Raw genomic sequence first — 24,642 nt, forward strand, 5'->3', positions numbered from 1 at the left:
CATCAATGAAAGCCAATCAAATGGGCTATCGATACAAAGATCGCACCCAGAATATAATTAATGAGAATCAGCGGCCAAATCCACTTCATCCATTTAATCCAAGAAACACCTGCAAGTGCTAACCCTGCCATGAAATAACCCGATGTTGGAGTGAAAACATTGGAAATACCGTCACCAAATTGAAACGCTAATACGGCTGTTTGTCTTGTCACGCCCACTAAATCCGACAGTGGTGCCATAATCGGCATTGTTAAAGCAGCCTGGCCGCTTCCAGATGGCACAATAAAGTTAATGAAACATTGGACAACATACATTCCAAGAGCAGTTAACTGTGATGGCAATGCCCCCACTACACCAGCAAGTGAATGAAGTATGGTATCCATGACCTTACCATCCTGCAGAATGACGAGAATCCCGTAAGCCACACCGACAACCAGAGCTCCTAAGACAAGGACGGAACAGCCATCAACAAAGGACTCCGCCATTTTGCTGAATGACATTTTCGCTACTATCCCTATGGCAATTCCCATGATAATAAATAGGCCTGATATCTCTGGTAGATACCAGCCGAACTTAATAACTCCGACCGCAAGTGTAATCAGTGAAAGAAGTAGGATGGCAAATGCTACTTTATGGGCGCGAGTGAATTCTATTTTTTCCTGTGTCCCCAGGTTTCTTAGCACTTTTCTACTTTCTTCATGTACAAGACTAATTTCTGGATTTTTCTTTACCTTTTTCGCATAGCGCATGACATACCAAATGTTGATGGCTAAGAAGATCGCCCAAAAAACAATTCGTAATGAAAGGCCTGAGAATATCGGTAGCTCGGCAATTCCTTGGGCCACACCGACTGTAAAGGGATTCATGAAGGCCGCAGTAAAGCCAGCTGATGTTCCTAAGAGCACAATCGCCGCTCCTACCATAGAATCAAAGCCAAGCATAATGACTAACGGCACAATGATAGTTATATATGGAATTGTCTCCTCCGCAAGACCCAGCATAGCGCCACCAAGTGCGAAGAATATCATCAATACTGGAATCAGGAAATGTTCCTTCCCCTCTAGTTTTTCGGAAATGGAATGCACCGCCCCTTCAATTGCTCCAGTTGCCCTTAAGATGCCGAATGTCCCGCCAACAATAAAAATATAAAAAATGATGCTGGCAGAGGACACCATCCCCTTATGAATCGATTCAAAGATGGCCAGAAAGGATGTAGGAGAACTGTTGACAATATGGTAACTACCATCGACTACAATCGTTCTACCGTCCTGTTCCACCCGATCGTACTCACCTGCTGGAATAAAATAAGTACTGATCGCTGCAATAATGATAACGGCAAATAAAATGACAAATACATGTGGGAACTTCCACTTTTTTTGCTGTTGGATCCCTGGTGTTACAGTTTCTACCTTGGATAACATGTGGCTCTCTCCTTTTTTATTGGCTGGGATTTTTGTGAAATGTCGGTAATGCGTCGGTTTAAGGAATGGGGAATTGCTTGTTTGTCGCCAATATGTCGCTTTTAGTTAGTTGAACTCCTTTCTACACCCATTTAGAACTTTCTTTGTGGGTTTGTTTTTGAATATTGAGAATTTTAAAATTATTATAAGTCTACATTTATGCTCTGTCAATATAAAAAAATAGCATCCTGCTGAATAGGATGCTATTTTAGTTGAAATGTATAAATGGACCGGGGCCTTCCATGCTCGTACAGCTGCTCTTCTCCGATTTTAAAAACTAAGTGTTGTTCTATTAGCTTTTTTAACAGTCTTTCAGCTGAACGCCTTGTCACCGAAAAGCTCTCTGCTAGATCTTCTGTTGTAAACTGATTGATAGGCAGGCTATCGACAAAGGACATGAATTGATTGAACTTCGCAACACTCATTCCCGCTTTTTTTGCCAAGTTCTGAATATTTTTATCATAGCTGTTTAAACGATATTCTTTGCTCTCCTTTTCCCCTAACGGTCCAATGATTGTTTCATTATCCGTTACAATGAACGCAATGTTCAGGTCAGCATACTTTTCCGTTCTCGATAATGCCACTTTGGCATTGCGCTTTGCTTCATTGGAAGTAAGACCAAATCCGATGCCCAGCTTGATGTTCTTTTTCAAAGAATGTTTGATCGGGAATAGCTTAAAGTGGTTCGTTGTCCGCTCAATTCTCCCTCTTGTATTATAAAAAATACATAACCCGTCATCAAGATATTGGGTAGAACACTTAAACTCGGCATCTACATCATTCACAATCTTCTGGATGATATCGGTGGTGAGATCAGTTGACTCTAGCAAAATATAGCCTACCGCCATCTGGGACTGCTTTGTTTGATAGATGTTTGATTGGACCACTGCTTCTTCAATTGCTTCTAAAATATTCTTTTTTGGGTCAGTCATTTTCCTGCAAGGAAGCCCCTTTTCCTGCAGGGCATCATAGACCGCATGAATACTGGTTAAGGTGATATCCACCCTCTTTTTACGATGAAGTTCCTCATGATAGTTCAAAATCTTACTAGTCGAAAAATGAGGTGTTTCCTTGTTGAAAATAAAGGGATAATCAATGATGGACACATTCTTGGGACTAAGTTGAATATCATCCAAACATTGCAGCAGGATGGACTGATCCGGCAAATCAATCGAAATCCGATCAAGCGGGTATCCCTCATTGTACAGTAATTGGAAAATAGAAATCGTCAGCATATATTCATTAATAGGGATATAAACACATGGCTTTTTGTAAGACTTTAATGGATCCTGCGCGAAATAATAAGGCAGCAATCCTGAAAAAAGCAGTACATCACAAAAGAAGGCCTGATCAAGGTGATAAATGACTTCTTCCGGTTTTTGATAAATAAATGGTGTAATCAAAATATCCGTCAAGTCTTTTGTAGATTCCTGCACTTGCTTCACCATAGCTGCAGAACCAAAAAATGCAATTTGTGTCGGCATTGTGCTATCCCCCCTTAGTTAGTGGAAATTTACAACTTAATTCCATACTCCATTCGTTTCGCTGTCTCTACAGCTACATCTTTCCCATACAATCGATATATCAGATGAAATGACATACAATGTCTTTCGTCATCCCAACCGTAAACTTTCGAAATCCAGCTGCCTCATAATAAGGTGTTAACTCGTTTGCACACATAAGCTGTGGAATGACACGATGCTTCTCACAATGCTCCATAATACGGTGCAGCAACTCTTTTCCGATTCCCTTTGACTGATAGTTTGGCGATACACAAAGACCACAAATAATACCTGTAATCACACCATCAGAAACAACGCGCCCCATGCCAATAAGCTCTCTTTCATGAAAAGCATATAAAGCGTACCAACTTTGGCTGCACATTTTTTCTAAATCATGCGCAGTTAAGCCGAGTGAATTCCAACCTAATGATTCATATAAATCACTTAACTGTTCAAACGTTCTTGGTGGTTCTGTTGTATAGACAATAGACATAGAAATAACTCCTATTTTATAAAATCGTTAATTAATTGCTCTGTTGTAAGTATTGTGGCAAATTCATCATGCAATGTAGCTAGAGATAGATTGTGTATAGTTTCTGCATCATAATATCTATCGTTTTGGTCTTTCAAACCAAATGCTGCGGTAGCATCTGAAATCAGGTATGTACTGAAACCTAAATTACCACTCATTCTTGCTGTTGTTGATACACAATGAGGTGTAGTCAATCCAGTGATTACAACGGTAGATATTTTACTTGCTTTTAATTGCTCTTCTAAATCAGTACCAATAAAGCTACTATTTACCTTCTTTGTAATAATAACTTCACCCTCCATAGGTGCCACGATCTCTTTAATCGCAAAGCCCTTATTCATCGGATGAAATACCGAATGAGGATTATCAGAAGTGTGTTGTATGTAGATGACTAACCACCCCTTTTTCCTCCAACATTGTAGTATCTTGCTGATATTTTCTTCTGCATTTAGGTTATTTCTCTCTCCCCATTTTTTATCATCGAAAGCCTTTTGTACATCAACTAAAATTAAAGCTTTTTTCGTTTCATTCATCAGATTTCCTCCAAATATGTTTTAAGGCCCTATCGATACCTATAACCCCATTTTATATGCCGATCATACTTTTGTACAAGTGTAGTATTCCCTCCTCCAACTTGCATCAACAGTATCGGGTGTCAACGCTGAAGCCCATCTATTAACATGAAAGGAATTTAAATGACCGTTTTTACTCCAAACCCTATTAACATTACTCCAGTAGATGTTTGAAATGCTTTTTGAAATTTAGGTTTTTTCAACCACTTTTTCACATGATCTAAAAGATAAACCAAGATCAAAAACCATCCCACTGCTATTATAGTAAGGATCAATCCTAGTCCAATCAGTTGTTGATTTGTGTTTCCAGTAAGATCAATGAATTGAGGCATAAAAGTTATGTAGACCAAAATAGTCTTAGGGTTAAGAATATTACTGATGGCCCCTTGTAAATAGGACTCTTTATAATGATGACGCAATGACTTATCCATCGAATGTTGACATTCAGCTTGAACAGCTTCCAATGAAAATGTATTTTTAGTAAAAAACACCCTTACACCTAAATAAAATAAGTATGCAGCTCCTAAATACTTGATCGCATTGAAAAGAAACACTGACTGGGTAATGACAACTGATAAACCGAGAACGGCAATAACAGTCCAAAAAGTAAGCCCTGTCGCCATCCCGAGTATCGTATAGCGTCCGGCTTTCGCTCCATAGTTAAGCGTATTTTTCATAATAAGCACCGTATCTGTACCGGGCAACATAGACATCATAAGGGCCATTAAGATATATGCAAGCAAGTTATCCATCTTACTCCTCCTCGTTTTTTATCTATTGTTCAAATCGGCTACCTATGTTTCTCCTTCACTTTCAAAAATTCTCATATACTGTTTTGGTGTTAAGCCAACGAGTCTTTTAAAGAATTTAGTCAAGTGGCTTTGATCACTAAACCCTGTTAAAAATGTCACTTCGATGGGCTTTACACCTTGTTCCAAAAGCTTTTTTGCATGATTTACTCGAATTGTTTCTAGGTAACTGTAAGGAGAGATTCCCTTTTGTTTTGTGAAGGATCTTAGTAAGTGATACTTGCTCCATCCCGTTAAGTTACTTAAATCATTAAGTGTAACCGTTTTTTCATAATTTTCCTCCAAATAGTTACACACTGTTTGGATTTCGTAAGTGGTTTCAGAAGCTGGTGAAAGGATTGTAAGGTCAGAATGCTTCTGAATGAGCTCTTCTAATAAATATAAAAATAACTCCTCCTTCATGAACTCACTCTCATTCTGCGAAATTTTTAACATAATCCGAGAGAAGTCCTCTTCCTCAAAGAACGCGAAGGGCAGAGCCCAGCGAGTAGGGAGGGGATGAATCTCGGTTCGGCACAGCCGAAAAGCGTTTCGTTAGATGACCTCCCGAACTTTGTCGAAAGAAAAAAGGATGGAATTTTCCATTTGCTCTTGATGGGAACGTGTATTCTATTTTATAATGATGACAAAGGAGGGGGATCTCATGTATCGCACGTTGAAAACGGGCTTTAGAGCGCCACAGTCCACGCTTCAACAGTTGTTTCACCTACGTCGGATCTGCGGAACAATTTGGAATGACTGCGTGCAGTTGGCTCGGTATTATTACCGGATTCACGGCAAGTGGATCAACAAAAACGACCTTCAAGCTGAATTAAAAGGCTTGTATCCTCTTCACAGTCAGACGATCCAAGCGGTGTGCCACAAGTTTTTGCGTGCCCGAGAAGGGGTTCGCCAAGCAAGAAAAATAAATAAGTCCATCCGGTATCCATACAAAGAAAAGTTCGTGTTCCATCCTAAATGGGTGGACAAATCCTTCGTGTTAGAAGGAAGGAAACTGATACTTAGCTTAGGAAGATGGCAAGGAAAACAACAGGCACCTCTCGTGTTGACGCTTGCCTCGGTTCCAACTGGTGTGGTTAAAGAAGTAGAACTCGTCTACGACGGTCGGTGGCATGCTTGTTTGTCGTATGAAGACGGTGTTAACCCTGTACCAATTCAAGACGGGCATACAGCCGCGATTGATCCAGGTGAGATTCATACGATCGCCGCCGTCAATACAAGTGGACAAGCACTGGTGATTTCGGGCAGAAAGATGCGCAGCATTCACCGATTGCGAAACAAAAAAGTGAGAGAGCTACAAATTCTCATGAGTCGATGTCAAAAAGGGTCGAGAAAATGGCGCCAATACAACCGGGCAAAAAAGTACATTCTCTCCAAAAGCGAACGACAGCTAGGGGATCTCCTGCATAAGACGACTCGTGTTTTTGTGAACTGGTGCGTGGAACAAAAGATCGGACATGTCGCTCTTGGCGATGTGGAAGGCGTCCAGCGACACACAAGCAAGCGAAACAAAAAACGAAAACATACCCGTTCCAAACAAATGAACCAAAAACTCAGCAACTGGAGCTTTGGAAAACTAACCAAGCAGTTGGCCTATAAATTAGAAGCGACTGGCGTCTCCTTATCAAAAGAAAACGAAGCCTATACGACGCAAGCATGCCCTGCTTGCGGAAAACGAAACAAAGTCCGTTCACGAAACTACCAATGCTCCTGCGGTTATGAACAGCATCGGGATGTCCACGGTGCAGCGAATATCTTATCCCAATATTTGCACGGGAAGTTTCGAGAAGTGATGCTGACTAACATCACGTATCTACGTCCTGTACAGGCGTAGTAGATGGGCAGAACCGCCCCAGAGGGAATGTTCTCTCTGTTGCTTACGGTGGCAGCAAGCCGTCGAGAGACATCTTGCGTCAAGACCACTGCTTCCGTATGGGAGCGTCAGTCCCCGAGAAAGACGAGGGTGTCGTGTACACCTATGGACATTGTCCAGCTTCTGATATCGAGGGGATCGACAAGAAACCCCCACCTCAAGTGCGAAGCAATAGGCGGGGGAGGTTCATCATCCAGCTGTCCTCCTATACTGTAATGACAATTATAAAAATATCATTTACTATAAAATTTTTCTTGTATGATATTGCGCTTGAGGTAGTAATTCCGTTGCCCTGAAATATACCAGTCACTAAAAAGTCGAATTCCTGCATGCTAAGGAATCGACTTTTTAAAATAGTGCTATTCTATGACATTTGTTGGTGTTGCTACCTTTACAATAATCATACTGTCATATGCTTTGTTAGGTGTCATTTCAATCGTGTAAAACATTTTTAAAGTCTTGTACCACCACCGGAAATCGTCCCCAATATTCGCCATTTTTTGTTCCCTCGAGATGATATCCAATAACTCATTCGACTTACTTGCTTTTTCAAAATCAACATAGAAAACATTTGGCTCCACTTCACTGAATGCATCAACTAAATCATTGTGATTCTCCAGTGTATGAATTTTTCGTTCACCAGAGCCATCATTTTTCGCCTGAAACTCGCTGCTAATAAAATCAGTACCAATTGCAAAGTATTCTTCACCATATAACTCATCTAAATAATTTCCCATCGATTTGTAACCAGCTAACGATGCAGACGTTTTTTCAATGTGCCCATTATGTCCGGTAATGAATATGTTATCGTGACCTTGCTCTGCTTCAAATTCAACAATCCATTGTAAATTATCCGCCAAATATTGATCACGAAGTTTCATATAATCTCCGTCGTTTAACAATAACTGTGTACGCTGTTTCATGATTTGTGCATATTGTAAAGCAAAGAGATAGGCTTCAGTAGACGATTGTTCCACATAAATCACTTCATTTGTTTGCAGGTCTAAAATGATATTTTCTATTGTTTCATCGATTTCGTTCAATTGCTCCGTCGTTAACTCATGCATTTTATCATTTGAAACATGTTCCAGCTGTAATGCATATTTTTTGAATGCATCTGCACTAACAACTTTATAATAGTCAAGCACGCCTTTCTTACTATAGTCATAGCGTTGCATATCATTTCCATAAAAATAAACTTTCTCGTCCTCGCTCACCGTCGCGTTATAATCATGCATCCATTGAACAAGATCAATCATTTGTTCTGTTTTATAAATACTATAATCAAGGGTGTTTACTACCTCTTCTGCAGTACCAGTGCCATTTAAAATGAATTGATTAATTTTCTGTCCGCCTCCAAAATCACCTTCTAAGACGAAAACACGGACATTTTCATTTTTCACCAATACTTCAAAAACGTCTTTTTTCAACTCTTGAAATTCAATATTCCCATGTGTTGCCTCACCCAATCCGATTATCTTTATATCGTCTGGAATATCGATTTGTTCAATGGTTGATATGTATTGATCTGCTTTATCAACTGTTTCACCAGTCCCGCATCCGGACAATAAAATAAATAAAGAAATTGCTACAAACAATAAAGAACTTTTTTTAAAAAAAGGCATAATTAACCCCCTCGTATTATTTTTCTTTTAACATTGAATACTTTTGATAGGCTTTATAGAAACTGCTACCAAAGAAAACACCCATAAGGACGGGAAGCAACCTCAAAAGGACAAACGAAGTCTCGAATAAAAATGCTTTCCAAAATAATGCACCTTTCATACTCCAAAGACCTTCCGTTAAATATAAACCTGAATCCTTGTAAAACATATAAGAAAAAAACAAGAACAGTATGCCTAAACCAGATGAATAACCCATTAATCTTTTATAATAATTACTCTTTGATTGGCGATCCGAAAAGATTTGATTTTGATCGTCATCTTCTTTTTGCCAATATTGAATTCCACCAAGCCAGGAGCCTTTTATATAATTCCAACCGAAGTCTTCATATATCTCTGTGTAATCTTTGAACTTTTTCTTTGGTAAATAATCTTGATAATCTAATCGCATCACATATCGCTTGTCAGTTTTTTCGAAAGTGTATATTCCTAATCCACTAATATTTGTACAACGGTAGCCTTTTTGTAATTGTTCGTTCAGCCATTTCTCCTCTTTTTCAATATCAAAAAACATTTTAAATTTCTTCATTCGATTCACTTCCTTCGTACAGGGATAAAATATGCAATAACCTGTTTTGTTCCATTTTCAAAATGGCGTTTCCTTCCGCAGTTATCATATAAACTTTTCTCCGACCTGACTCTCCAACAGGTTTAATCCAACCGTGCTTATTCAAGTTTTCAATCGCACCGTATAATGTACCAGCTGCTAAAATAACAGTACCATTACTTATTTTTTCTATCTTCTGCATTACGGCATAGCCGTGGAGTGGCTCACGTAGAGCTAATAAAATATAATGCATGGTTTCAGACAACGGCAATAATTTATGTTTCATATTCTCAACCCCTATTCAGTCTGACTATATAGTTCAACTTAATAATAACGTAATACAGTTCAACTGAATAGTCAACAACATTTTCAAAATCAGTCAAAGGAACTTAAAGTAGAAATCTTGATAACAAGGGAAAAATCAATCTAAAAAGCCGCTTTTCCTTACGTAAGGAAAAGCGGCTTTTTGTGTAGTCTTATTCAATTAGATGGCCCGTTTGTTCAGTAAGCACAATTTAAAAATACTGTATAAATGTTGATACTATACTGCGATCAATTAAAGGCGAGAAACATGCTAGATGTTATTCTCCCATTTCGGAGGATGTGCAAAAAAAGGGCCAGTCACATGCTCACCAAGCTAAAGAAACAAATCTCCCTAAAATTATTTTTACTTAAAACAAAAAAATACAATAAAAAATTCATCTAATTTAATAAAAATTTATTGTAAAACGATAAATTATATACTAAAATCAAAATCAGAATAAATAGGTGAGGTGCTTTTTATGGAAAAAGTAACAACGTTGTTTTTAAAATTTGCTGTTATTCTTTTAGGAATTCCAGTTCTTGCTCTATGCATCTTTTTGGTGCCTGAGATGGCGAATTTTGCAGCAAAATTGCTTCCAGAGTTTGCTTTTGTAAAATATCTCGTTTTCATCGCTTTTGATGCATCGACGCTCCCTTTTTACTTTGCTTTGTATCAGGCTTTCAAACTCTTACGTTATATTGACAAAAATAAAGCTTTCTCCGATTTATCTGTAAAAGCTTTAAAGAAAATCAAATACTGTGCAATCACCATTAGTATTTTGCATATGCTAGTTTGGCCGCTCTTCTATATCTTTGCAGAAGTAGACGACGCACCGGGAGTGATCTTTATCGGATTGGTTGTTCCTTTTGCTTCGATGGTTATCGCAGTCTTTGCGGCTGTTCTCCAAAAGCTTTTACAAGAAGCAATTGATATCAAATCAGAAAATGATTTAACGGTATGAGGTGAATAACAATGGCAATTATAATCAATATTGATGTGATGTTAGCGAAAAGGAAAATGAGCGTAACAGAACTTTCAGAGAAGGTTGGAATAACAATGGCGAACCTTTCTATATTGAAAAATGGAAAGGCAAAAGCGATTCGATTATCCACTTTAGAGGCAATTTGTAAAGCTTTAGAATGTCAGCCTGGAGATATTTTAGAATACAAAAGTGACGAAGACAGCTAAATATTGTGGAGGTATAACTATGGACAGTAACAATTTCATTATTGAAAATATCGCTACTCCTCATGAGCTGGAGAGAATGTATAGAAAAGATCCGAAAGCTTTTAAAAAGGCATTCTCACACGCATGGGAACAAAATCCTGATTCTCAGATTCTTGGCGTTTGGTATGAAAGATTACATTTCAAGGAGACAGCAAATACAGAAAAATCTTCCTTGTTTCAAAAAGGTTTTGGTTTTTTATTCATGGGCATTTTAGCCATTCTATCCGGGATAAGCACCAGGGGCATTTTCCATTTTGTCGAACAGGGAGCAATTGCTCCAATTAATCTGGTTTTTGGTATAATTCCCTTTATTGCTGCTTATTTTGTTTACAATAATATTCCGAAAAAAAGTGTTATTTATTCCCTTGCAGCGTTGTTCCTAATTTCCGGGTTGTATCTTAATATGCTGCCATTAGATTATAAAGACAGTATGATCCTTGCTTATTTACACCTTCCCATATTCTTATGGGTATTGGTAGGGCTTGCATTTACAGGAAATGAATATTCACAAGGCAGTGCAAGATTATCTTATATTAAATTTAATTTGGAATATTGTATTCTCTACGCCAGCATGGCAGTTAGCGGAATGATACTAGCAGCATTAACGATGCAGTTATTTAGCTTTGTTGGCTTGGATATAGGAGCCTTCTATTTTAGTAATATCGTTTTATTTGGTGCTGCCGCTCTCGCTATTGTGGCTGCCTATCTGGTATCAATGAATCTTAAACTTGCTAAAAATATTACACCATATATAGCTAAAATTTTCAGTCCTCTTGTCCTGATCACATTGGTGGTCTATCTTATAACGGTTATATCGGTCGGAAAAAATCCATTCTTGGACCGCAATTTCCTGATAGCCTTCAACGGAATACTCCTTGGTGTATTGGCCGTTACGATATTCTCTATTACTGAGAGCGATTCAGACAAGAAAAAGAACATTTCAGATTATATAAATGTTGCCTTAATTGCTCTTGCGCTTATCATTGACAGTGTAGCTTTGTCAGCTATCGTGTTCAGGCTTTCTTCTTATGGGATTACGCCTAATAGACTTGCTGTTTTAGGAGTAAATATACTTATCTGGGCAAATCTAATTTGGATTATGTTCTCCTATATGCGTTTTCTACAAAACAAATCCGGACCTTCAACTATCCAAGATGCTGTTACTAAATATTTGCCGGTCTACGGACTTTGGGCAGCTTTCGTTATATTTACTTTTCCTATCATTTTTTAATTAGAAAGGCTCTGTTAATGTAACGAAAAGCTAATCTTCTATAACGTATCAAATCCTTCAAGCCGATATTATGCAGCTTTTTATACAGAGTTGCATAGTATCGGCTTATTTCATTAGCTTACCCCTCAACTTTCAATGAGTGATCAGCCCCTAATTATTTATAATCTTTTCACATTCTCTTTCATCACCTCTGCTATTTGTTGAGAATTTAGATTTTCTTCCTCGTATAACTTATCAACGATGTTATAATAGTCCTCTTTATCACGGTTTTGACTTAATTTATAGGCGGCTTGAATTTCTTGTACTTTAATCTTAAATCCAACAACACCTTTTAGTTCTTTTTCTAATAATTGAGGAGAAAGATTGTCCCATAAAACTGGATTCCTACGATGTTTTTCATACTTTTGTAGCATTATTGTAAGATCTTGTTTTAATTCTTGTTCATTCAAAATGCTGGCTGTTCCATATACATGTATGGCCTGATAATTCCATGTTGGAACATTTTCATGCTGGTACCATGAAGAAGAAATATAAGCATGTGGCCCCTGGTATATAACTAGTACCTCTTCACGAGTTTCCAGTTCTCTCCATTGGGGGTTTCCATAAGCCATGTGCCCGGTTATATAGTAGTCTTCTCCTTTTTTAGTTAATCCAAAAGGTAAATGAGTAGCTATTGGCCTACCCTGTTTGGTTGTGACAAGCGTGCCAAATGAATATTTTTGAATAAACTCTTCAATTTCATGGATAGAAGTTACTTTAAAATACTTAGGAATATACATGATCGATCTTCTCCTTGTCTAAGTTAATTGAAAATAAAAGTAGTCATAAACTCCTGTTCAACTCACACGTAAATTTTTTAAATAGTAGTAAATCTCCGTTTGAAAAATAATATTATACAAACTGACATTTAAAAAGGTACAATATCAAACAAGTGTACATGTCAGAGGAGATCATAAATGAAAAACACCATTTTTACTTTTAAGGGTGATTCCCCAAAATATAAACAAATCTATGAGCAATTTAAAGTATTTATTGAGCAAGGTGATATACTTGCAAATGAGCAATTGCCTTCTATTCGCCAACTTGCAGATTCCCTTCAAGTAAGTCGCAATACGACATTAATAGCGTATGAACAGCTTGTAGCTGAAGGATATATTCGCGGAGAAGGACGGAAAGGGTATTTCGCAAATGAATTAGAGCCTATTTTATTTCACGAGGAGCTAATCCCCCAGGAAAAAAAGCAAACAGGATCAGAAGCATCTGTCCTCGTTAATTTCCGAGCAGACGCTGTAGATCAAACACATTTCCCTTTAAAAGTGTGGAGGAGGATAGCCAATCAAGTATTAACATTACAGGAGAGCTTTCTATACGGAGATCCTTTCGGAGAAGTACTTTTGCGGGAACAAATTGCTGCATACTTACTCCAATCACGTGGAGTAAAAGCAGACGCAAATGCTATTATTATCGGCAGCAGTACTCAGCAAATGCTCATATACCTTGGATATATACTGAAAGAGGATTTTCAACATATTATAGTAGAAGATCCTGGATATGATGGTGCTAGGGAAGCTTTTCAATTTCATCGCTTTGTACTTGAAACTTTACCAGTTTCTGAAACCGGTACTAATTTTTCAAAATTAGAACAAATGAGATCACGATTAAGCTATGTTACTCCTTCTCATCAAAGTCCAATGGGGGTAAGCATGTCTATCCAACAGCGACAAACGCTTATTCATTGGGTTAATAAAATAGAGGGGTATATTATCGAAGACGATTATGACAGTGAATTCCGTTACACACAACGACCATTTCCAGCTCTCGCTTCCATTGATTCCACAAGAGTGATTTATCTAGGAAACTTTTCGAAATGTTTCCTCCCTGGAATCCGTTTAAGCTATATGGTGTTGCCGCAGCCACTATTAAATCGTTATAAAAATCAATTTCGTCATTTCGAGAGTACTACTTCACTTCTTAATCAGCTTACAATGGCTAAATTTATGGAAGAAGGAGAATGGAATCGTCATATTAAGCGCATGCGCCTTGTGTATAAAAGAAAAATGCAGCATTTAGTATCTGCATTAAAAGACGAATTCAAGCAAAATATATCCATTATCGGTGAGCAGTCTGGTTTGTACTTATTAGTCAAAGTGCATATGAAGCATTCTGAGGAATGGCTCATTCAACAAGCCTCTTTTTATGGTATTAAAGTGTATCCTACTTCACTCTATGTTGTAAAAAACTATTCTGAACAACCAATCATTAAACTTGGCTTTAGTAATCTTTCTTGTGATGAAATTCAACTGGGTGTGAAGTTGTTAAAAAAAGCTTGGTCATAAAAAATACCCCGTAATTGTTAGTAGGGCCATTTTCCCTTATACTCTTGAATGTAAAAAGGTTGAGCACCTTTTAGACACTCAACCTTTTTGATTGACTCAGAGTTTTGTTTTAATCTGCAATATTTGCTACGTTATTTGGAATATCATTTAGGTGCTTATTAGTCGAAATTGGGATTTTTCTATTGGAATGCCTTATATATCCTGTTTCTCCTTATCCTCTATTTAATTTTTTCACCTTCTGATCCCCTGGCAACGCTAATGCACTCACGCCTAATAGCGGCAATAGACTAGCAAGAATCATCATAAATTTTAAGCTATAGTGATCGGCTAAAACGCCAAAAAATACAGAGCCAATTGCCCCCATTCCGAAGGCCAGCCCGACGATTAAGCCGGATACCGTCCCCACTTTTTCCGGTAGTAATTCTTGAGCGTATACAACGGATACACTGAAGCTAGAAAGTAAGATAAAACCAATTAGAAAGAATAGCGGCAATACGAAAGCGAGCGGTACATAAGGCAAGGCTGCGGCTAATGGAGCGGCTCCGAGCATCGAAAAGACGAGTAGGTTTTTACGGCCGAAGCGATCAGCTAATGGTCCACCAAGAAACGTACCCGCGACACCAGCAGCCATGTACACAAATAAGTATAGCTGTGCTTCTTTAATTGATAGTCCGTAATCTTCAATTAAGTAAAATTGATAGAAGTTTGTAATAGCGGCTGCGTACCATGAGCGTGCAAAGACAAAGAAGATTAATAGAATCATAGCCCATTTCACGCTTTTATGTAGTTTTTTCTTGATCGCCGCACGCTTATTTTTCCTTGCTCGTTCGTTCATTTGTAGTTGGTGCTTATACCAAGTAGAGACTCGATAAAGCAAAAGAACACCAATGGCGGTGATCACCGAAAATAACAACGCTCCTTTTTGACCTAATGGGACAAAGATAAAGGCTGTAAAAATCGGAGCAAGTGATTGTCCAGCGTTTCCTCCCATTTGATAGATCGATTGCGCGAGCCCTCTTTTTTGTCCAGCGGCCATAAAAGCGACACGTGAGCCTTCTGGATGAAAAACCGCTGAACCAAGCCCGATAAATAAAACCGCGAATAACAGTGTGTAAAAATTAGGTGACAAACCAAAGCCGATGACGCCTAACATCGAAAGCCCCATACCAATTGGCAATAAATATGGCTGTGGCTTCCGATCAGCAACGGCGCCAAACACAGGTTGCATTAACGAAGACGTAATATTCAGAACGAAAGCAATCCAGCCAAGCTGTGCGTAAGAAAGTGCAAGCGACTTCTCTAAAATCGGAAACATCGCTGGAACGACTGCTTGAATGGAGTCGTTAATTAAATGTCCACCGCTAATCGCAAATAAGATGCTATAGGTGGTCGCTTGACCGACAGATGATTGTTTGGCTGCCACTGACATGCTCTCCACTCCCTTCTTCTCTATTTCATCCATTATAGTCGATTTGCCACAAAAAAACAGATTTCATAGAAGTTTCGCTCACACTTCTTTAATATTTCACAATTATGTAGTACAAAAAGAAGGAAAGGATGTGGACCAATGAAAAAAGTGGTGGCACTGACTAGTTGGCTGTTCCTCCTCCCTTTTAGCTCTAGTATCGTGAAAGCGGACACAATAACCGATCTTCAATCGCTAATCGATCAAACTCCACCGAATTCGGAAATCCACTTAGAACGCGGAGTATATGAAGGTCCTGTCGTTATTGATAAGCCGCTAACAATCAAAGGAGGGCAAGGAGCGATCATTGACGGCGGAAAAAGTGATAACGTCGTCACGATTCAAGCAGATGATGTCACAATCCGTGGTGTGACCATTCAGCATTCGGGAAAAGGAGCGCAACAAGCAGGGATTTTATTAGATAAAGTAAAAGCAGCCACAGTCAGTGAGAGTACATTGACGAACGTTCATTATGGCATCTTAGTTCGAGGTGGCGGCTCTCATACGATTTCACGTAATCATTTTTCTAGTTACCCGGGGCATTTTTCTACTCGTGGAAATGGGATTCATTTATTAGCTACGAAAAATAACCGTCTAATTGAAAATGAGATGACGAACGTGCAAGATGGGATTTATTTAGATGAGTCCTCTAATAATGAGATGAACGGTAATACGATTAGTGAAGCAAGATATGCGACTCATTTTATGTTTTCTACGAATAATTCAGTAAAAGATAATCATTTTTTCGGCAATATTAATGGGATTATGGCGATGAATTCGAAAGGCATTGCCATTGAAGAGAACACTTTTGAAAAACAGTTGAACTACCGAGGGTTCGGCGTATTAATTTATGAAACAGAAGATGTTCAACTTGAGGATAATGAATTGCTTTATAATCACAATGGCTTATCGCTTCAATCTTCAAATAAGATTTTGATAAAGAATAATCTCGTCGCCGGTAATTATATCGGTCTGATCACAGAGGGAAAAAATAGCGACGTTCAAATGAGTGAGAATCGTTTAGAAGGAAATATTATTCAAACGAAGCTGACAGGTACGGCTTTCTCTCTTGATGATGGCGAAGTCGGCAACTATTGGGATGATTATCATTCTTATGATTTGAATGGAGATAGCATCGGAGAAATTGCTTATCATGGTGGATCTAGTTATAGCTCCCTTCTTCACCAGTATCCGCATTTGCAATTTTATTTTGAAAGTCCAGCGATGACGGTTTGGCAGTCCGTTGAGAAAATGTTCTCGCTTCAAAGCGATGAAGGAAATACGGATCGGTTTCCATTAGTCAAACAGGGGAAGCCACTCGATGTATCGTATGTATTCATAGTGCTGATTCCTCTAGGAGCAGTGCTGTACTTATGGATGAGAAAAAGGAGAGAATTAGAATGAAACGGATATTTGTTGGATTGGCGGCTTCTGTGATGCTGTTGGCCGCTTGTGGAAAAGAACAGACGTATGAACCGGTAGAAATTAATCCCGATATTGATGTATGTGAGGTTTGCAATATGAGTATTACCGAGCCTCAATATGCGACAGAGGTGATTCTAAAGGATGGCTCGGTTGAAACTTTTGATGATATCGGCTGTATGGTCGGATATTTACATAAGCAAGACGAAAAGGAGATTGGTGAGAAATATGTTCGTGATGCCCTAAGTGCTGATTGGGTAAAATTGAAGGAAGCGACGTTTGTATATAACAAAGACTATTGGACGCCGATGGTTTATGGTGTCGTCTCTTTTTCGGATCAGTCCTCCGCTGAAGACTATATGAAAAAAGAAGGCAAAGGGGAAATGATGACGTTAGATGAAGTTATGACGCATGATTGGGGTGGCCACCAGTGACAGCTTGGACGATTGCTCGTCATGAAATGAAGTTAGCTTTCAGAAGTAAATGGCTTCTTGTGTTTGCTGGATTGTTTACGTTGCTTGCAGGCATCATTATTTTCTTTACTGGACAAGCGAGCGGAGAATTTGATGGATTTACGCGAAGTACAGCTAGTCTCTTGAATCTTTCGCTATTTTTACTTCCGTTATTAACGCTACTTGTAGGTAGTTTACTTATTGCTGGTGAAAAAGAAGACGGTCGTTTAGGTTTACTGCTTACGTATCCCTTGTCTTCGATGGCTGTAATTGCTGGGAAATACATTGGTCTTGCGACATCATTGATTTTTATTTTAGTGCTTGGTTATGGCGTATCAGTCTTGTTATTTCTCCAATCATCCGGAAGTGATTTTTCGTTATTATTTGTCTTCTTCGGGATTTCAGTGTTATTAGTTTTGATGTTTTTATCTTTAGCAATATTCACCGGAATTATAGCAACAGGAAGGCTACAAGCATTAGGCATCGGATTATTTTTATGGGCGTTTTTTGTTCTTTTCTATGAATTTATCATCATGGCGGCAACGATGATCGCTGGACCGACTATGGTTTTACCGATTCTTACCGTCTCTGTTTTTCTGAACCCCGTGGAGCTCATTCGAGTCTTTACCGTTTTATTTCTCGGGAGCGGCACGATCTTCGGCCCTTCTGTCTATGATTTTACCGTTTGGGCAGAAGGCAGTGCTGGTGTCGTCATGTTCGTGACGGCTTGTCTTATTTGGACGGTCGCACCGCTATTGCTTGCTAACGTTCTCATGAATCGAGGGAAAACATTATGATTACCTTTCGTGAAGTCAGTAAATCTTTTCAAAAAAAACAAGTGATTCATCCGTTGTCATTTTCCGTTGATGCTGGAGAATGTATCGCTCTCTGCGGCGGCAATGGAGCCGGGAAAAGTACGATCATTAAAATGATGACCGGCATTTATACGCCTGATGCGGGAGAGATTCTGTTAAATGGTCATCGTTCAAGAGATAAAAAAGCGGATTTTCGCTCGCAGTTTGCTTATATGCCTGATGACTTATCTGCGCCTCCGTTATTAACGGGGCGGGAAACGTTAACATATTTTGCCGATTTACAAAAGGCGGATCGTCAACAAGTGAATGAATTGCTTGCGCTTGTTGGATTAAGCGAGCATGCCGATAAAAAAGTGAAATCTTATTCAAAAGGAATGCAACAGCGACTATCGTTTGCACAAAGCTTACTGTCGCAAGCTCCTATTTTAATCCTTGATGAGCCAACGAATGGACTTGATCCATATTGGGTGCATCGAATGAAGGAAATTATCGTAGAGAAAAAGAACGAAGGACAAACGGTTCTGTTTACGACGCATATTTTATCGGTCGTGGAGGAACTTGCGGATACGCTTGCCTTTTTACAGGATGGTCGTTTACTCGTTCATGAAAAGGTAGAGACACTTCTGCAGCAACATACTTCGCTTGATGAAGCTTTATTTAAAGAATACAGTAAATGAAAAAATCCGGTCAATTAAGCCGGATTTTTTACCATTTAATGAGCCTCGTTTTGCATTCCTTCCTCTTGTTTCATCTCGCCCTCTTGCTCTTGCATTTGTTTCTTTTTCATATAGCGTTCATGAGCGATATGATCGATATCTTCTACTGTTGCTGGTGTGGCATTTTGATGTTTGGTTGTAAATGTATTTAGACTTTCCTCATCTTTGAAAAAAGCGTATCCGTAGTTCATCGGTGTCTTCACGTCTGTTTTCATAATTTTTGCTTCATCAAATGACAGCCAATCTAATCCATTAAAGTCGCGAACAAAACGCTCTTTTGCGGGTTTTTCTGTATCGCGCTCATAGTTCAGCATACAACCGATATCGTCAAAGAAAAGTGTTTCTCCCTCTTCGGTTACCATTTTGGCAGTAAATTGCCCCATATCTTCACTCTTCATATACACTTTCATATCACAAAAAGCACAAGTTGCTTCCGCAGTAGGCTCGCCTTCCTCATGTTGATGAGTTGCTTCTTGTTTTACTTCTTCTGTTTTTGTTGTATCCGCTTGTTGTTCTGTTGCGGCTTTTTCTTCTGCCGGCTTTGACTCCTCTGCTTTTTCATTGCTAGAGCAAGCGGCTAAACTTAATGCTGCCGCAGCCGTTAAGATGTACAATTGTTTTTTCATTTTGTTTCCCCCTATAGTTTCTATACGTTCAGTATAAGAAGGAATTGTGATAAAAGAATGAAGAAAATGAGAGAATTCAATGAAATGGTAAAAATAAAAACCCTCAACGGTCATTTCCGTTGAAGGTTGTGTGCATAACTATGATCACTGGTCAGTTTCACTAGGCAGAGTCTTTCCTAATATAAAGTGCAGCTCGCCATTTAGATTGGATTGGTTGTAATTTTCTCATAAAACATTCTCCTCTCTTCCTTTCATATTTGGATTAAAACAAGTGATTCATTCTTTCGTGTTGCTTGTTTCGCATTTCGTCATAGATTTCTTCTACACGTTGTTCATGGATATACTCTTCCACGTTTTTCTCGCGTCGTTTAATCGTAATAATGACAAAAATAAGATTAATCGTCATTCCTTCTCACCTCCTCTCAGAGAGCAATAAAAGCTTCTGCCTCGGAAGTATGTGAAAGCTGACCAGTTCCAGAACACGTGTCTTTCCAAAATTGAAAACGAAATGGCTAGACAATTCTTACCTTTCTAATTATATCCAAACGATCATTAAAACTCCATTATTTTTTAAAAAAAGTTAGAGAGGGCTTTTTTGCCCTCTCTTCACTTTACTTCGATAATTGGTCTTTTATGAATGATGGAGCTTCTTCTTTGCTGATTTGCTCAATGGTAGGGTGATTTTGATTTTTCACATAATAAGCGATAGCGTAGGAGCTATCTTCTTCTCCTGTATGAGCAATCGGAAGTAATTGTTCAATTTGCTCTTTATCTTTTATTTTTATTTGTTTGATGGATGAGTTGATTTGGCCATACTCGTCAAGCGTATCATAAAGATCAGGATTACCTGCTGTTTCAAATACAATAGCGTAACTAATATCATGTGGCATCACTTTCACTTGTTCTAGTAATCCTTCATCGTCAAGCCACTTTTCTACCGATTGATACGTCTTTTGCCAAGGCGCATAGATCACTTTTTCATCTTCAAAGTAGATATCAATACTCCCCCAGCTATTTGTACTCTTTGTCAAATCTTCTTTTTCCATGTTTTCTTTTAGCAATGCGACTAGTTGTTTCATTTGTTTCGGATTGGTTAGCCTAAGTTGCTTGTTTTGAGCAGTATGTGAGTACAAAGTAATATTCTCAATATTTGTGTCATCCATAGTTAATAAAGGATATTGATTGTATTTGAACTCTTCTGAACTAGCAAGCTCATTGATCCATTGCTCGTATTGTTTAATAGGAATGTTGTATTCTCGTACTAAATTCTTTCCGTTATCTAGTTTATAGGCAAAGACAATTGGAGTAACGTTTTTCGTTTGCTGTGATTTGTTGTTGATCACTTGCTGATGCCATTCAGTGACTTTCTTTACATTCACTGGGTCCTTATAAAAGTGGGAAGAAGGAATTTCGTTCATGTTTCCAGAGTCGATATTATGATATCCATATATCCCATCAGAGAAATAAACTTCTTCTATTGTTGCGATAGCCGGTACTTTCTTTTCATACATGCCATCTAAAGTATGAATGGACAGACCTAGTAGAAGAATGCCTCCAATAAACGATACGTACCCTTTCCAATACATAAATACTCTCGTTGTTTTTTCCACAATCATTCTAGCAACAAAATAGCTCAAAAATGAGAAGATAAGTAGTCCAAACACAATCCAAGGTACGGTACGTTGGACACTACCAAAGTACAGACCACCAAATAACATCGCCAAAAACGTACAGCTGTAAACGAATAATGGACGAAGTTTCGGAAAAGCTAGAGCGAGTGTCGCTGTTTCAGTTGGCCGACGCTTATAGGCTACTAATGCGAGAAATAAGAATACAAGTGAAATAACACTATAAGTTAACCACTCCCACCAAAGAAGCGAAACTTCCATTGCAGAATAAATGCGAGAAAAGATAATAAAACGTTCAAGATTGAAATTTAAATAGTAGTTGGCTGGAAAACCATGTAGCAAAAATTCAATATTATAAACAGCTAACATGAGGAATCCAATAGGCAAAAGGAACAAGGCATAAGTGAATAAGATTTGCATAACGGATATCCCTGTGAGCATACCTGAGAACACGGCGGCTGCGTAAATCACAACGTTCCAAAATAGGGTAAAGCCGATCCAAATCAATATGTCAGAAGCTGAGAAATAGTGGACATCAAGCAGCCATTGACTCCCTGTGATGACTAGGGCAGTTGCGACAAGCGGAATCATCATGAAAATGAATCCACATACTGTATACTGGTAAAACAATGTCGACCGCGAAACCGGTAAGCTATGCATAAAGTCAGCAGCGGCTTTCACGTGTAAATAACGGAAAGCAAAGACAGCAAACCCAACTGGAACGGTCAAAATCAGCATTAATTGGATATCCGCTGATAATTGAAATACGGATGGAATGTCTCGAATAAACTGCCCTTCGTGATTCGAATGGTCCATGATCATCCGCAAAGGAACGATGAAGAACAAGAGAAGAAAATAAAGTAGACTGAGCCAGCCTAATACTTTCGCCTTCTGTCTCCAAATTCCTTGATTAAAAAACAAAATTGCCGACACCATATCCTGCTTCCTCCATTTCATATGAGAATATTTCCTCAAGCGTGATCGGTAGCACATCTAACAACAATGGCTGAAAAGCAGAAACATCAGCATGAATTTTTTTCTCTTTTCCTTTGACGATGAAAATATGGATGCTACCACGTTGTTCATGATGAATGATATTGAGCTTAGCCAAAAATTGTGAAGGAATCTCTCCGCGAAAAGCGACTTGAATTTTGTGTAAACTACTTTTCAATTCATCTAGTTCTCGTTCTAATAAAACATTTCCCCCATGCAAAATGGCTACATGATCACAAATATCTTCAATCTCTCGTAAATTATGAGAAGAGATGACGATCGTCATATTCCGCTCGGCGACGTCCTCCATTAATAACTGCTTAATTTTCTTTCTCATCACAATGTCTAACCCATCTAGCGGTTCATCTAATAGTAAATAATCGGGCATACAACATAAAGCGAACCAAAAAGCAGCTTGGCGTTGTTTTCCTTTTGATAATTGATGTAACCTCATATTCAAAGGAAGATCAAACACATGGCTTAGTTGTTCAAAGCGATGCTGATTCCATTTTTGATACACTTGTTGATAAAAGTAGGCCATTTGTTTAATTGTATGTTGAGCAAAAAAGTAAGGGATATCTGGTAGAAATAAAACTTCCTGCTTTAATTCCGGATGCTTATCTATTTCATTTCCATTTACACACACTTTTCCGCTGTCAGGCTTCATAATGCCTGCTATCGCTTTTAACAATGTAGTCTTCCCTGCTCCATTGGATCCAAGCAACCCGAAAATGGAGCCTTTATGCACAGTTAAGTTTACTCGAGTTAAAGCCTCTGAATCTTTAAAGACTTTTGTTAAATCACGAACTTTAATCAATTCCTTTCCCCCCTTTAACACTCTGTTCTGCCTTCTCGGCCAATTCTGTGATTTCTTTTTTACTAATGCCTAAATATAAAGCTTCTGAAATTAAGGCTAATAATTCGTTTTTCAATTGCTCCACCCTCTGTTTATTTGCCATACTCGTTTGTTCTTTAACAAAGCTTCCTTTTCCAGGAAGAGAATATATGAATCCTTCCCGTTCTAATTCTCGATAAGCCTTTTGAATCGTATTCGGATTAATAGCCAGCTCACCTGCCAGTTGCCGAACAGAAGGAAGTTGCTCGTCTGGCTGGAACACATCATGCATAATCAATTCCTTTATTTTCTCTGTCAGCTGTTCATAGATTGGTTTTCGACTTTTAATATCAAGAACAATCACACTCAAATGCCTCCTTTCACTGTATCAACTATATTAATTTAAATAATACACTTAATACACTGTGTTTTTCAATCCTTTTTTTAATTTAGGTGGAAAATTTTAAAAATAATTGGTCGTTGAGTTCTGAAAAGCTCACTGAAGATAAAAGAAAGAATGGGCTACCTAATTTCTCGGTAACCCATTCTTTCTTTTGGTGCAAAAACTATATTCTATTATAACGAGGAAGTATCTTTTATATACTTTTCCAACATGTTTTTTGTCTCTAAATCAGCAAAAGATGCTTCGACACTATTAAAATAAATTTGTTTATAATCCTCAAAACTAATATTGAATTCCTTGAATACAATATGACATTCATTTTCCATATTTGTAGCTGATACTGTTCTGTTATCTGTATTAATTGTTACTTTGATTCCATCCTGATGAAAATGATAGATCGGATGTTCATGATAATTGTTTACCGCTTTTGTTTGAACGTTACTTGTCGGACACATTTCAAGCACAACTTGTTGTTCCTTAACTATTTTGTATGCTTCATCGCAATCCTTAATAAATACTCCATGTCCTATCCTTTCAGCACCTAAAAGTTTAATGGCTTCTAGTACATTTTTACCTATGCCCGTTTCACCAGCATGAACCGTTACTCGATAGCCATATTCTCTAGCTAATTTTATCGGTTCGATGAATTTTTCACAAAATCCTTCCTCTTCAGAAGCACATAAATCTATAGCAACAACACCCTTTTTAAGGAATGTAGCTCCTCTTTCGACGACCTCAAAGGCACTCTTTACAGACATCGTTCTCATACATGAAAGTATTAAATTTCCTTTTATATCGTATTTAGCTTCTGCTTCCTTAATCCCATTTAAAACACTTTGTACTATTTCTTCTACACTCAAACCTTTCTGGGTGTGAAGTAAAGGAGCAAACCTGACTTCCATATATTTCACGTTTTCCTTTGCAGCATCTTCAAAAAGCTCAAAGGAAATTCTTCTTAGGCTTTCCTTTGACTGCATGACTAAATTAGGAATTGAAAATTTTTCTAAATATTCATCAAGAGATTCACATTCTAATGGTGCTGTAATTTCTCTCTGAATCTCTTCAATATCATAAGACGGTATATTAATATTTTCTCTCTTTGCGATGTCAATTATTGTTTCAGGTCTAAGACTTCCATCTAAATGGCAATGAAGTTCGATTTTAGGTAACGCTACAAAATTCATAAATTCCTCCTAGTTTTATATTATTTGA

25 protein-coding genes and 1 pseudogene are annotated in these 24,642 nt (G+C 38.2%); 9 read left to right on the forward strand and 17 right to left on the reverse strand.

Features of this window, described 5'->3' with window-relative positions; translation table 11 throughout:
- Positions 1 to 2 precede the first annotated feature (2 nt).
- The 6 genes and pseudogenes from ACSVDJ_RS08820 to ACSVDJ_RS08845 all read right to left on the reverse strand — a co-directional run.
- Positions 3 to 1,421, reverse strand: a complete 1,419-nt coding sequence (locus ACSVDJ_RS08820; RefSeq protein ID WP_439168113.1) for a YfcC family protein — start codon at positions 1,419 to 1,421, stop codon at positions 3 to 5.
- A 242-nt stretch (positions 1,422 to 1,663) separates the two neighbouring features.
- A complete protein-coding gene (locus ACSVDJ_RS08825) occupies positions 1,664 to 2,944 on the reverse strand; it encodes a hypothetical protein (RefSeq protein ID WP_439168115.1) in 1,281 nt (426 codons plus the stop codon).
- 100 nt (positions 2,945 to 3,044) lie between these two features.
- On the reverse strand, positions 3,045 to 3,455 hold the full coding sequence (locus tag ACSVDJ_RS08830) for a GNAT family N-acetyltransferase (RefSeq protein ID WP_439168117.1): 411 nt from the start codon (positions 3,453 to 3,455) through the stop codon (positions 3,045 to 3,047).
- 11 nt (positions 3,456 to 3,466) lie between these two features.
- Positions 3,467 to 4,027 (reverse strand): cysteine hydrolase family protein, encoded by a 561-nt coding sequence (locus ACSVDJ_RS08835; RefSeq protein ID WP_439168119.1) that lies wholly within the window; start codon positions 4,025 to 4,027, stop codon positions 3,467 to 3,469.
- A gap of 158 nt (positions 4,028 to 4,185) precedes the next feature.
- Positions 4,186 to 4,818 carry a LysE family transporter gene (locus tag ACSVDJ_RS08840; protein ID WP_439168121.1) on the reverse strand — a complete coding sequence of 211 codons (633 nt, stop codon included), beginning with the start codon at positions 4,816 to 4,818 and terminating at the stop codon, positions 4,186 to 4,188.
- A 42-nt stretch (positions 4,819 to 4,860) separates the two neighbouring features.
- Positions 4,861 to 5,277 (reverse strand): annotated as a pseudogene (locus ACSVDJ_RS08845) (helix-turn-helix transcriptional regulator); the annotation flags it as partial.
- Positions 5,278 to 5,518: 241 nt separating this feature from the next.
- On the opposite strand from ACSVDJ_RS08845, the gene ACSVDJ_RS08850 reads away from it, so the two are divergent.
- Positions 5,519 to 6,709, forward strand: a complete 1,191-nt coding sequence (locus tag ACSVDJ_RS08850; RefSeq protein ID WP_439168123.1) for an RNA-guided endonuclease InsQ/TnpB family protein — start codon at positions 5,519 to 5,521, stop codon at positions 6,707 to 6,709.
- A 398-nt stretch (positions 6,710 to 7,107) separates the two neighbouring features.
- On the opposite strand, the gene ACSVDJ_RS08855 is transcribed toward ACSVDJ_RS08850, so the two are convergent.
- Genes ACSVDJ_RS08855 through ACSVDJ_RS08865 form a run of 3 tightly spaced genes read right to left on the reverse strand, consistent with a single transcriptional unit; the run spans position 7,108 to position 9,263 of the window.
- Positions 7,108 to 8,373 carry an erythromycin esterase family protein gene (locus tag ACSVDJ_RS08855; RefSeq protein WP_439168125.1) on the reverse strand — a complete coding sequence of 422 codons (1,266 nt, stop codon included), beginning with the start codon at positions 8,371 to 8,373 and terminating at the stop codon, positions 7,108 to 7,110.
- A gap of 16 nt (positions 8,374 to 8,389) precedes the next feature.
- On the reverse strand, positions 8,390 to 8,959 hold the full coding sequence (locus ACSVDJ_RS08860; RefSeq protein ID WP_439168127.1) for a DUF2812 domain-containing protein: 570 nt from the start codon (positions 8,957 to 8,959) through the stop codon (positions 8,390 to 8,392).
- Entirely contained in the window at positions 8,946 to 9,263 is a 318-nt protein-coding gene (locus tag ACSVDJ_RS08865) for a PadR family transcriptional regulator (RefSeq protein WP_439168129.1), read from the reverse strand. Before ACSVDJ_RS08865 ends, ACSVDJ_RS08860 begins: the two co-directional genes overlap by 14 nt.
- A 496-nt stretch (positions 9,264 to 9,759) precedes the next feature.
- Here ACSVDJ_RS08865 and ACSVDJ_RS08870 point away from each other — a divergent pair, with 496 nt between their 5' ends.
- Genes ACSVDJ_RS08870 through ACSVDJ_RS08880 form a run of 3 tightly spaced genes read left to right on the forward strand, consistent with a single transcriptional unit; the run spans position 9,760 to position 11,739 of the window.
- Positions 9,760 to 10,242 (forward strand): DUF2975 domain-containing protein, encoded by a 483-nt coding sequence (locus ACSVDJ_RS08870; protein ID WP_439168131.1) that lies wholly within the window; start codon positions 9,760 to 9,762, stop codon positions 10,240 to 10,242.
- A gap of 11 nt (positions 10,243 to 10,253) precedes the next feature.
- Positions 10,254 to 10,469, forward strand: coding sequence for a helix-turn-helix domain-containing protein (locus ACSVDJ_RS08875; RefSeq protein ID WP_017153334.1), 216 nt, complete (start codon positions 10,254 to 10,256; stop codon positions 10,467 to 10,469).
- 19 nt (positions 10,470 to 10,488) lie between these two features.
- Positions 10,489 to 11,739: a DUF4153 domain-containing protein gene (locus ACSVDJ_RS08880; RefSeq protein WP_439168134.1), complete on the forward strand. Its 1,251-nt coding sequence runs from the start codon at positions 10,489 to 10,491 to the stop codon at positions 11,737 to 11,739.
- Positions 11,740 to 11,897: 158 nt separating this feature from the next.
- Here the strand turns inward: ACSVDJ_RS08880 and ACSVDJ_RS08885 are convergent, their stop codons facing one another.
- A complete protein-coding gene (locus ACSVDJ_RS08885) occupies positions 11,898 to 12,518 on the reverse strand; it encodes an FMN-binding negative transcriptional regulator (RefSeq protein ID WP_439168135.1) in 621 nt (206 codons plus the stop codon).
- Between the two features lie 177 nt (positions 12,519 to 12,695).
- Here ACSVDJ_RS08885 and pdxR point away from each other — a divergent pair, with 177 nt between their 5' ends.
- On the forward strand, positions 12,696 to 14,075 hold the full coding sequence (gene pdxR / locus ACSVDJ_RS08890) for a MocR-like pyridoxine biosynthesis transcription factor PdxR (RefSeq protein WP_439168137.1): 1,380 nt from the start codon (positions 12,696 to 12,698) through the stop codon (positions 14,073 to 14,075).
- A gap of 211 nt (positions 14,076 to 14,286) precedes the next feature.
- Here pdxR and ACSVDJ_RS08895 read toward each other — a convergent pair whose 3' ends face one another.
- Complete coding sequence (locus ACSVDJ_RS08895) at positions 14,287 to 15,504, reverse strand: MFS transporter (protein ID WP_439169053.1); 1,218 nt, start codon at positions 15,502 to 15,504, stop codon at positions 14,287 to 14,289.
- A 138-nt stretch (positions 15,505 to 15,642) separates the two neighbouring features.
- Between ACSVDJ_RS08895 and ACSVDJ_RS08900 the strand changes: the two genes are divergently transcribed.
- Genes ACSVDJ_RS08900 through ccmA form a run of 4 tightly spaced genes read left to right on the forward strand, consistent with a single transcriptional unit; the run spans position 15,643 to position 18,906 of the window.
- Complete coding sequence (locus tag ACSVDJ_RS08900; RefSeq protein WP_439168139.1) at positions 15,643 to 16,944, forward strand: right-handed parallel beta-helix repeat-containing protein; 1,302 nt, start codon at positions 15,643 to 15,645, stop codon at positions 16,942 to 16,944.
- Positions 16,941 to 17,396, forward strand: a complete 456-nt coding sequence (locus ACSVDJ_RS08905; RefSeq protein ID WP_439168140.1) for a nitrous oxide reductase accessory protein NosL — start codon at positions 16,941 to 16,943, stop codon at positions 17,394 to 17,396. Before ACSVDJ_RS08900 ends, ACSVDJ_RS08905 begins: the two co-directional genes overlap by 4 nt.
- Positions 17,393 to 18,211 carry an ABC transporter permease gene (locus ACSVDJ_RS08910; RefSeq protein ID WP_439168142.1) on the forward strand — a complete coding sequence of 273 codons (819 nt, stop codon included), beginning with the start codon at positions 17,393 to 17,395 and terminating at the stop codon, positions 18,209 to 18,211. Before ACSVDJ_RS08905 ends, ACSVDJ_RS08910 begins: the two co-directional genes overlap by 4 nt.
- Complete coding sequence (gene ccmA, locus ACSVDJ_RS08915) at positions 18,208 to 18,906, forward strand: heme ABC exporter ATP-binding protein CcmA (RefSeq protein ID WP_439168144.1); 699 nt, start codon at positions 18,208 to 18,210, stop codon at positions 18,904 to 18,906. The genes ACSVDJ_RS08910 and ccmA overlap by 4 nt, the downstream gene beginning before the upstream one ends.
- Before the next feature lie 35 nt (positions 18,907 to 18,941).
- On the opposite strand, the gene ACSVDJ_RS08920 is transcribed toward ccmA, so the two are convergent.
- The 6 genes from ACSVDJ_RS08920 to add all read right to left on the reverse strand — a co-directional run bounded on the left by ACSVDJ_RS08920 (position 18,942) and on the right by add (position 24,614).
- Positions 18,942 to 19,571, reverse strand: coding sequence for a nitrous oxide reductase accessory protein NosL (locus tag ACSVDJ_RS08920; RefSeq protein ID WP_439168146.1), 630 nt, complete (start codon positions 19,569 to 19,571; stop codon positions 18,942 to 18,944).
- A 262-nt stretch (positions 19,572 to 19,833) separates the two neighbouring features.
- Positions 19,834 to 19,977 (reverse strand): YrzI family small protein, encoded by a 144-nt coding sequence (locus ACSVDJ_RS08925; protein ID WP_439168147.1) that lies wholly within the window; start codon positions 19,975 to 19,977, stop codon positions 19,834 to 19,836.
- 205 nt (positions 19,978 to 20,182) lie between these two features.
- Complete coding sequence (locus ACSVDJ_RS08930; RefSeq protein ID WP_439168149.1) at positions 20,183 to 22,135, reverse strand: DUF6449 domain-containing protein; 1,953 nt, start codon at positions 22,133 to 22,135, stop codon at positions 20,183 to 20,185.
- Positions 22,110 to 23,009, reverse strand: coding sequence for an ABC transporter ATP-binding protein (locus ACSVDJ_RS08935; RefSeq protein WP_439168151.1), 900 nt, complete (start codon positions 23,007 to 23,009; stop codon positions 22,110 to 22,112). Before ACSVDJ_RS08935 ends, ACSVDJ_RS08930 begins: the two co-directional genes overlap by 26 nt.
- On the reverse strand, positions 23,002 to 23,391 hold the full coding sequence (locus tag ACSVDJ_RS08940) for a GntR family transcriptional regulator (RefSeq protein WP_094836892.1): 390 nt from the start codon (positions 23,389 to 23,391) through the stop codon (positions 23,002 to 23,004). Before ACSVDJ_RS08940 ends, ACSVDJ_RS08935 begins: the two co-directional genes overlap by 8 nt.
- A gap of 212 nt (positions 23,392 to 23,603) precedes the next feature.
- Positions 23,604 to 24,614 (reverse strand): adenosine deaminase, encoded by a 1,011-nt coding sequence (gene add / locus ACSVDJ_RS08945; protein WP_439168153.1) that lies wholly within the window; start codon positions 24,612 to 24,614, stop codon positions 23,604 to 23,606.
- Between the last annotated feature and the right edge of the window lie 28 nt (positions 24,615 to 24,642).

This window comes from Bacillus sp. Hm123, assembly GCF_051842975.2.
In the GTDB taxonomy this organism is placed as follows: Bacteria; Bacillota; Bacilli; order Bacillales; family Domibacillaceae; genus Bacillus_CE.